The organism is Bradyrhizobium sp. th-b2 (genome assembly GCF_000426785.1).
GTDB classification, from domain to species: domain Bacteria; phylum Pseudomonadota; class Alphaproteobacteria; order Rhizobiales; family Xanthobacteraceae; genus Bradyrhizobium; species Bradyrhizobium septentrionale.
On sequence record NZ_AUGA01000147.1, the window covers coordinates 1 to 6893 of the forward strand.

Below are 6893 nucleotides of genomic sequence, written 5' to 3' on the forward strand. Positions count from 1 at the left end.
ACGCGGGCGCTGGTTAGGCAATTGGAGCAAGGACGGGAACCACACCTGCTGAACCTCAGCAACGTAGTTGCCAATCGGCAGGCACTGCAGAACCGACTCAGGGGCTGATGTCGGCTTGTGCGGATAGAGTTGGCTGGAGCGGCTCTCGCCCGACACCAGTCGGACTGTGTGCGCGGGAAACTGGGGTGCACGCCGAAGGCGAACATTATCAGTGGAGGGCGAAGCGCGCGAAGGCACGAAGATGCCGCTCGGCCTTGACCAGCTTGTAACCGAGCGTGCGGCGAAGGGTGATGTAGCGGTCAGCGTCCTCGCTCAACATGGTAGCCTCCGGCCCCAGGGCTGCGCAATCTCCGACAAGAGGCCGATGTCCACCTTGGCATAGAGCGCCGTGACCGATGGGGAGCGGTGCCGCAGCACGGCGCCGACACCGGCAAGGCTGGCGCCGTTGCGCAGCATGGTCGTCGCGGCGGAGTGGCGCAGAACATGAGCCCCACGATGGATGCTTTTGACGCCAGCCCTATCGAGGGCACGGCGCACGATGCATTTCACGGCGATGCGGCTGAGCGGCCTGACGGGCGCAGCACTCGTCAGGAAGACCCGCGTTGTCGCGACGCGCGGCCGTGCCCGCTCGATATAGGCGAGGATGGCATCGCCAATCTCCTGAGTCAGTGGCAGGCGCTCCTCGCGCCGAGCCTTGCCGGCAAGGGTTATCCTGCCAGTCACCCAGTCGATCTCACCGAAGGCCAGATTAGCGACTTCGCTTGCCCCGAGGCCCAAGTGGGCAAGGAGCAGAATGACGGCCCGATCGCGCAGCCGATCCTCGCCGTCACAAGCGGCAGAAGGCGGCCGATGTCGGCTTGCCCGAGGAAGCGTGGCGTCGTCGCCAACTGCCAGTTCGCGAAGCTCGGAACAGCCTGTTCCCGGCCGACCGGGCACTGCCCGGTCGCCACAAGATATTTGAGGTAGGCGCGCGTGGCGACGGTGATGCCTTGCGCCCGTCCGCGTCCGTGCGGCTTCGCGCGATCGAGCACGAAGCCGCGGATCGCGGCGGCTGTGTACGGGGCGGGATCGGTGCCGAGCGACGCCAGCAGGTCGACCAGGATCGCCTGATAGGTGTCGAGCGTGGAGTCCTTGACGCCGCGCTGCTCCCGCATCCAGCGACGGAAGGCGGCCAGTGACGGCCAGCTCTCCTCCAGCGACGGCCGCCGCTCCGGCGGCAGGACGTTCGTCTCACGCAGATAGGCGATGAACAGCGCGGCGGCGCCCTGTGGCGCACGAGTTGTCTTGCTACCCCGGAATACCGACGCCGATGCGGCGAAGCCGGCGGCGAGCGTTTCGATCTCGAAGCCGGACGCGCGGACCCAATCGGCCCACAGCGCGAGCAGGCGCGCCATCTCTGTTACTGTCGCCGGTGTGTATTTCCGCAGCGAGAGCGAGTCCTTGAAGTCATCGACATGCGGTTGCAGCCAGTTGATCCGGACATCAACGCTTCGGCGATGTCCGCGCTTTCGTTTTGTCACCACGTTTTCCTTCGAGTTGCTTGTTCACGTCGGGAGCGCCCGGCGCGTCGAGCAAATCGAAGGTTTCGACCCCATTCCATGCGATAGGCGTTTTGCCCACTGGATCCGAACCCGACGTGTCCGTGGAGACCCGTCGGGCGCGGCGTGTGTCGTTGGGTCGGAGCATGCTGGCCGTAATGCCGGAGGGCTGACGCGCCGGCGGCGCCGAACGTGCTGAAGAGGCGCCGACCGCCAGCGTCGTTCTCTGCCGACAATGCCGGCGAAGCCCCCGATGCGCCCTCTCTTGGGGCTGGTCTGGCGCCGCTCCGGACTTGGCCTGCAACGGCTCCGCCGACCTTCTTCCCCTGCGGCCGCGCCGCATTCCTCGCGCAACAACAAGCTCGGCTGCGCCGTCCTCCGCTGACGCTGCGGCCCGAGGGTGCAGACGTCCGGTCCGTCGCTTCACGACCGCCATCGAGGCCGCATCGGGCGGCTTCGGCCAACTCTCAGGAGATACGACAATGGCTCAGATCGGCACCTTCACCCGCGACGAAAACGGCTCCTATGCCGGCACGATCAAGACCCTCACCCTCAACGTCAAGGCCACCATCAAACCCTGCGACCGTGACAACGACAAGGCGCCCGACTATCGCGTCACCGTCAACGGTGTCGAGTTCGGCGCCGGTTGGAGCAGGACCGCCCGTGAGACAGGCGCCGAGTACCTCTCGCTCAAGCTCGACGATCCGTCCTTCACGGCTCCGGTCTACGCCTCCCTCGTTCAAGCCGACAAGGGCGAGCACAAGCTCATCTGGTCGCGATGAACCGGCGAAGGGCGCTCCGCTTCCAGCGGGGCGCCACTATTCAAGCACATAGCCCAGCGCGCGATAACCCGCCCGTCGCTTCGCTCCCATCCGGGCCAGAACCGGGACGGTATTATCGACATAGTCGACGACCAAAACATCTTTCTTGCCATCATGCTGGCTATGCAGCCGGCCGACATACTGTGCCAATGTTCCCTTCCAGGCGATCGGCATCGTCAGGAACAGCGTGTCGAGTCGAGCGTCATCGAAGCCTTCACCGATGTAACGGCCTTTTGCGAGTATCAGACGCTCATCATCATCAGGAACATTCAACACCGTGTTGGCTGTTTTGCGATCCTTCGCGGACATACCGCCGCGCAGGACCACGAGATTTTTCACGGATGGCGAGAATCTCTGACGAAGATAATCGAGATGGTCTTTTCGTTCCGTCAGAACGAGTGCATGGCTCTGATCTCGCTTCGCGTCCCCGACGAGGTCGCGGCGGAGTTCTCAGTCCTTGCTGCTACCCGGGGCGGCAAGTCCGCCCTGCTGCGGCGTCTGATTGCTGATGCCCTAGCTGCGCCAGCGCCGCGCATATTGGCGTTGCCGGTCGGACGGCCGGAGAAGGTGACGGTACGATTCCGCGAGAGCGAGATGCGGCAGCTCGCGGAGGTTTCACATCAGCGCGGCATGACGCGGACCGGCTGGATCGTCGCCCTGGTGCGCTCACGATTGGGGTCGCCAGTGCAGCATTCCCCGAACGAGCATGAAGCGCTTCGCGCGATCGTTCGCGAGCTCAACCGGATCGGCGGCAACATCAACCAGATCGCGCGTGCGGCAAACACCAGTGTGTTGCAGGGCAGGGCGGTTGAGCCTGATTTTCTCGCAATTCGAGAGGCCAAATTGGTCATTGAAACTGAACTCGCGCGGCTACGTGATGCGCTGCATGGGAATGCGGATTATTGGGATGGGCGGCGATGAGTCGGTGCTCCTCCCCTCGGTCGCGCGACTTGGCCCCCGAACTTCCGCCGATCTCGTACGTCTGGGAAACGCCCAATCGGCGCCCTCGGCGGGCCGAGTGGGATATCCCCGACCCGGCCGCCTTACGCCGGCGATGCGTGCCAAGCTCGAACGCATCGTGCGCCGAGCGCCAGAGGTGATGGTCAAAATCACCGGCCCGACCAAGAGCGTGGCTCATCTCAAATCGCACCTCGCATACATCACGCGAAACGGCGAACTCGATGCGGAAACAGAGCAGGGCGCGTCACTGACGGGTCGGTCTAGATTGAAGGATCTGCAGCAACGATGGGAGGATGATGCTGTTCTTGACGACAAGCGCCGCCGCGATGGGGCGCTTTCGATCGACATCATTCTGTCTATGCCGGCGGGAACTGACGCGATTGCGGTCAAGGATTCGGCGCGGGCGTTTGCGATCGAGACGTTCGATGGCAATCACGACGACGTCTTCGTCCAGCACCTCGACGACAAGCATCCCCACGTGCACTTGACCGTTCGGTCGCTTGGCCATGACGGCAAGCGCCTCAACCCTCGCAAGGCGGATCTTCAGGCCTGGCGGGAGCGGTTTGCTGGCGAGCTCCGGCTTCGCGGGATTGCGACGGAGGCAACGCCGCGGCGAACCCGCGGACGGGTTCGAAAGGCTGATCGCGGGCCGGTGCTCGCTTTGCGCAAGCGAAAGATCAGGCCCGATGTCGACCGATTCGCCCGCACGGATGTGCTTTCGGAGGTGAGGGGCGGCAAGGTTGTGAAACATCCTTGGGACGAAAAGATTATGTCACGTCAGGATGCGATCCGGCAGCGATATCTCGACTATGCCGCCGAGCTAAAGCGCTCTGGAGCGGCAGCAGATCACGCCCTCTCGCGCCAGATTCGGCAATTCGTCAACGACATGCCTGCTGTCGAAACCCGTCGGCATGCGCTGAAGAATGAGCTTTCGGAGCTTGCCAATACCCGCCGCCGCGGCGCGGAGCAGGGCGTCGATGCAGAGGGGCGCCACCAAACAAGAGGCAATGACCGGACCAGATGAGCGAGCGTAGGATGTCAATCGGCGTTCAATTTGAACGCCGATTGACAGGCTGCACGCCGACCATTTCACGCTGCCGCACACCGTGCGATCTTCACGGCGGTAGATGCGTGCTGCCTCAACGGGCCGCGCCTCAGCCTCTCGCTCGAGCGCCAATCGTCAGCTCAAGGATGATGTCGATTGCAGGATCCATCTTGAGGCAGCCCCACAGAGCAATGAAAATATCCCTGCGGGACTCTTGGGAAGTCTCATTGTTCTAGGCCACGCTCTGCGAGCAGCCGGTGCATGACCTCGCCTTTTATCTCGCCAGCGATTTGGTTTCGGACTTGGGCTCCGAGCACCCGCTCGGCATCGACGTCGCCTACCAGACCATGTTCGGCCAGTCGCTGATCCAGACGGCTTTGAAACTCTTCGCCCATGGCTTCGACGAGCCGGTCCTGCATCGCTGCATGTTCGTCCGGTGCGATGCGCCTCAGCACCGTCTCCCAAGGTTGCCAGCGGGTTGCCATATAGTCGGTGAATTGGTTCGCTTCCCGCTCCCGGACCAGGTCCAGTGCCTCCGTCGCATCATCCTCGCTTACGCGAGAGACCGCCAGGAAGCGCATGTCAGGGGCGACGTGACTGAGCTCCAGCGGCTCGCGCAGCCGATGTTGATAGGCCAAGTAGACTTCCACGTCGTCTATGTCTGGGTCGAGGCTGAGGAGCGAGTTGACCCTGTCGCGCGCGATCTCATCAAGCGCCTCCAAGCGGAACGCAACACGGCCGCGCTGGATCAGTTCGCCAAGACGATCGTCATAGACGCCGCCCTCGACATCAGCGTTGAGGCGCGCGGTCTGCATACCGTTCCAGTGCAAGGTAACTCGATCCTCGCAGCTCGCGTTGGCCTCGGAAGCCTGTGCAAAAAACTGCTCGCGCAATCTCGGATTGGCCGCCGCCTGCCGCAGATCATCAGCCACTCTCTGCCGAAACTCGTGATTGCCATAGTTAACGGTCTCTCGTAGCCTCTCTAGGAACCGTGCGTAGTCCTGGGCGCCGGGCTCATCCGCAAAGTGCAGCCATTCGGCCAGTGCCGAGGGGGCGTCTCCCAGCCAATGCGCGGCAGCCTCATATAGAGATTGCGGCGCAAGCTGAGGTGGCGCTTCAGCCGCCGCCAGATTAGCGAGGACGTCGTCCGGCAGCGGGTTATCCCCGAACTCGAGGTTCTCCAAATGCGGGTAGCTGAGACTAAGATTCGGTACAAGACCCTCAAGAAGATCCTCAGGCAGGCTGGTCAGCCGGTTACCGCTGAGATTGAGTGATTGGAGCGTGCTCGGAAGGGGGGCGGGGAGGTTGGCCAATTGATTGCTGCTGACATCGAGTTCAATAAGCCCCGATGGGAGGGAGTCGGGGAGGTCGGTAAGCTGATTGCCACTAACCGCGAGCGAGGTGAGCCTGCTCGGGAGAGCGTCCGGCAGGCTAGTTAGTCGGTTGTCGCTTGCGTTCAGGATCTCGAGCCCAGCCGGAAGGTTGGCCGGCAGACTGGTCAAGCTGTTATCGGCCACCTCCAGCCGAGAGAGGGTCGCCGGAAGAGCGTCCGGCAAATTGGTCAACCGGTTATGGCTAATGAGAAGATGCTGAAGACCGGGTGGGAAGCTAGAGGGCAGGCTGCTTAGCTCGTTGTGCCTGGCGCGCAGTTCAAGCAATCTTGGCGGCAGGGCGGCGGGCAAAGCGGTCAGGGAGAGGGAGGACAAATCCAGCAAGTGCGAGCCCGCGTTGTCCGAACCCCTAATTCGTGTGCGCCCCTGTCGCCGATTCTCGGCTTCGCCCTGCCCCTCTTCGGCAACCCAGTTGTCGAGGATCTGCGCGCGCGCGGAGGCCGGGGTCCGATATCCTGTCATGGCTTCGACCAAATCCGCCACGGCTCGGCTGAAGCCGCTGAGGTAACTTTCCTGCTCCCCCTCTTCAGAAGCGTCCGAGGAAGAACCTGCACTCCACTGTGCCTGTCCTGTGTTCATCAATTTCTCCATCGTCAGAACAAGAATGCCCCCGCTTCTCAAGGTCGCGAAGCAGGCTGGTTGTCATGATCATTCGAGAGCCAGCATCATTCGAGAGCCAGCGCACGTGCGCTGCGGCTCCCGCCCGACTCGAGCCGGTACAGGTTCACATGAGCCCAAACGCGGCAAATGGATCGCTACTGCTGCGAGGCTTCCTGCCATTTCGTTGACTAGATTAAGTCCCGGAGGACCGTCAACGTGGCAGCGTTCTGCCCGTAGCAGGCCTACCTGTCGATCAGCTGACGAGTGTCGCTGCAGAACCCCGGGTCGCTCGGTTGCCAGCGGTGACAGAAGTAAGCCCGCCTCTTTATTCCGAGGATGCTCGCCTTATTTCGGGGCTTGAGGAGGTCCTCCGCAATGGAAGCAGCGCCGGCGCCCGCTGCCAGGGCTCGCTCAGGCACCTACCGCGGTTTTCCATTGGTTGATCTGACTGCGCCCACGCCGTCCGAATCACGCGACGATGCTAATTCTGTACGGCCGTTTCCGAGCACCTCCGCTGATGCTCAGATCGGGGCTTTAG

General features: G+C 62.8%; 7 protein-coding genes. 3 read left to right on the plus strand and 4 right to left on the minus strand.

Annotation, left to right across the window (positions count from 1 at the left end):
• Nucleotides 1-312: 312 nt before the first annotated feature.
• Nucleotides 313-777 carry a tyrosine-type recombinase/integrase gene (locus K359_RS65415; RefSeq protein ID WP_245284933.1) on the minus strand — a complete coding sequence of 155 codons (465 nt, stop codon included), beginning with the start codon at nt 775-777 and terminating at the stop codon, nt 313-315.
• Nucleotides 720-1520, minus strand: coding sequence for a hypothetical protein (locus K359_RS56080; protein WP_245284934.1), 801 nt, complete (start codon nt 1518-1520; stop codon nt 720-722). Before K359_RS56080 ends, K359_RS65415 begins: the two co-directional genes overlap by 58 nt.
• Before the next feature lie 500 nt (nt 1521-2020).
• On the opposite strand from K359_RS56080, the gene K359_RS0146080 reads away from it, so the two are divergent.
• Nucleotides 2021-2320 (plus strand): DUF736 domain-containing protein, encoded by a 300-nt coding sequence (locus tag K359_RS0146080; RefSeq protein WP_029085048.1) that lies wholly within the window; start codon nt 2021-2023, stop codon nt 2318-2320.
• A 36-nt stretch (nt 2321-2356) separates the two neighbouring features.
• On the opposite strand, the gene K359_RS56085 is transcribed toward K359_RS0146080, so the two are convergent.
• On the minus strand, nt 2357-2698 hold the full coding sequence (locus K359_RS56085) for a hypothetical protein (protein WP_245284935.1): 342 nt from the start codon (nt 2696-2698) through the stop codon (nt 2357-2359).
• A 33-nt stretch (nt 2699-2731) separates the two neighbouring features.
• On the opposite strand from K359_RS56085, the gene K359_RS0146090 reads away from it, so the two are divergent.
• Complete coding sequence (locus K359_RS0146090) at nt 2732-3280, plus strand: MobC family plasmid mobilization relaxosome protein (protein ID WP_245284936.1); 549 nt, start codon at nt 2732-2734, stop codon at nt 3278-3280.
• 133 nt (nt 3281-3413) lie between these two features.
• A complete protein-coding gene (locus tag K359_RS56090) occupies nt 3414-4343 on the plus strand; it encodes a relaxase/mobilization nuclease domain-containing protein (protein ID WP_245284937.1) in 930 nt (309 codons plus the stop codon).
• 245 nt (nt 4344-4588) lie between these two features.
• On the opposite strand, the gene nopM is transcribed toward K359_RS56090, so the two are convergent.
• Nucleotides 4589-6334 carry a T3SS effector NEL-type E3 ubiquitin ligase NopM gene (gene nopM, locus K359_RS0146100; protein ID WP_029085050.1) on the minus strand — a complete coding sequence of 582 codons (1746 nt, stop codon included), beginning with the start codon at nt 6332-6334 and terminating at the stop codon, nt 4589-4591.
• Nucleotides 6335-6893: the final 559 nt, after the last annotated feature.

Excerpts from the sequence above, each read along its gene's own strand:
- K359_RS0146080 (WP_029085048.1), top strand. The coding sequence starts at position 2,021 with ATGGCTCAGATCGGCACCTTCACCCGCGACGAAAACGGCTCCTATGCC.
- K359_RS0146090 (WP_245284936.1), top strand. The coding sequence starts at position 2,732 with ATGGTCTTTTCGTTCCGTCAGAACGAGTGCATGGCTCTGATCTCGCTT.
- K359_RS56090 (WP_245284937.1), top strand. The coding sequence starts at position 3,414 with ATGCGTGCCAAGCTCGAACGCATCGTGCGCCGAGCGCCAGAGGTGATG.
- nopM (WP_029085050.1), bottom strand. The coding sequence starts at position 6,334 with ATGAACACAGGACAGGCACAGTGGAGTGCAGGTTCTTCCTCGGACGCT.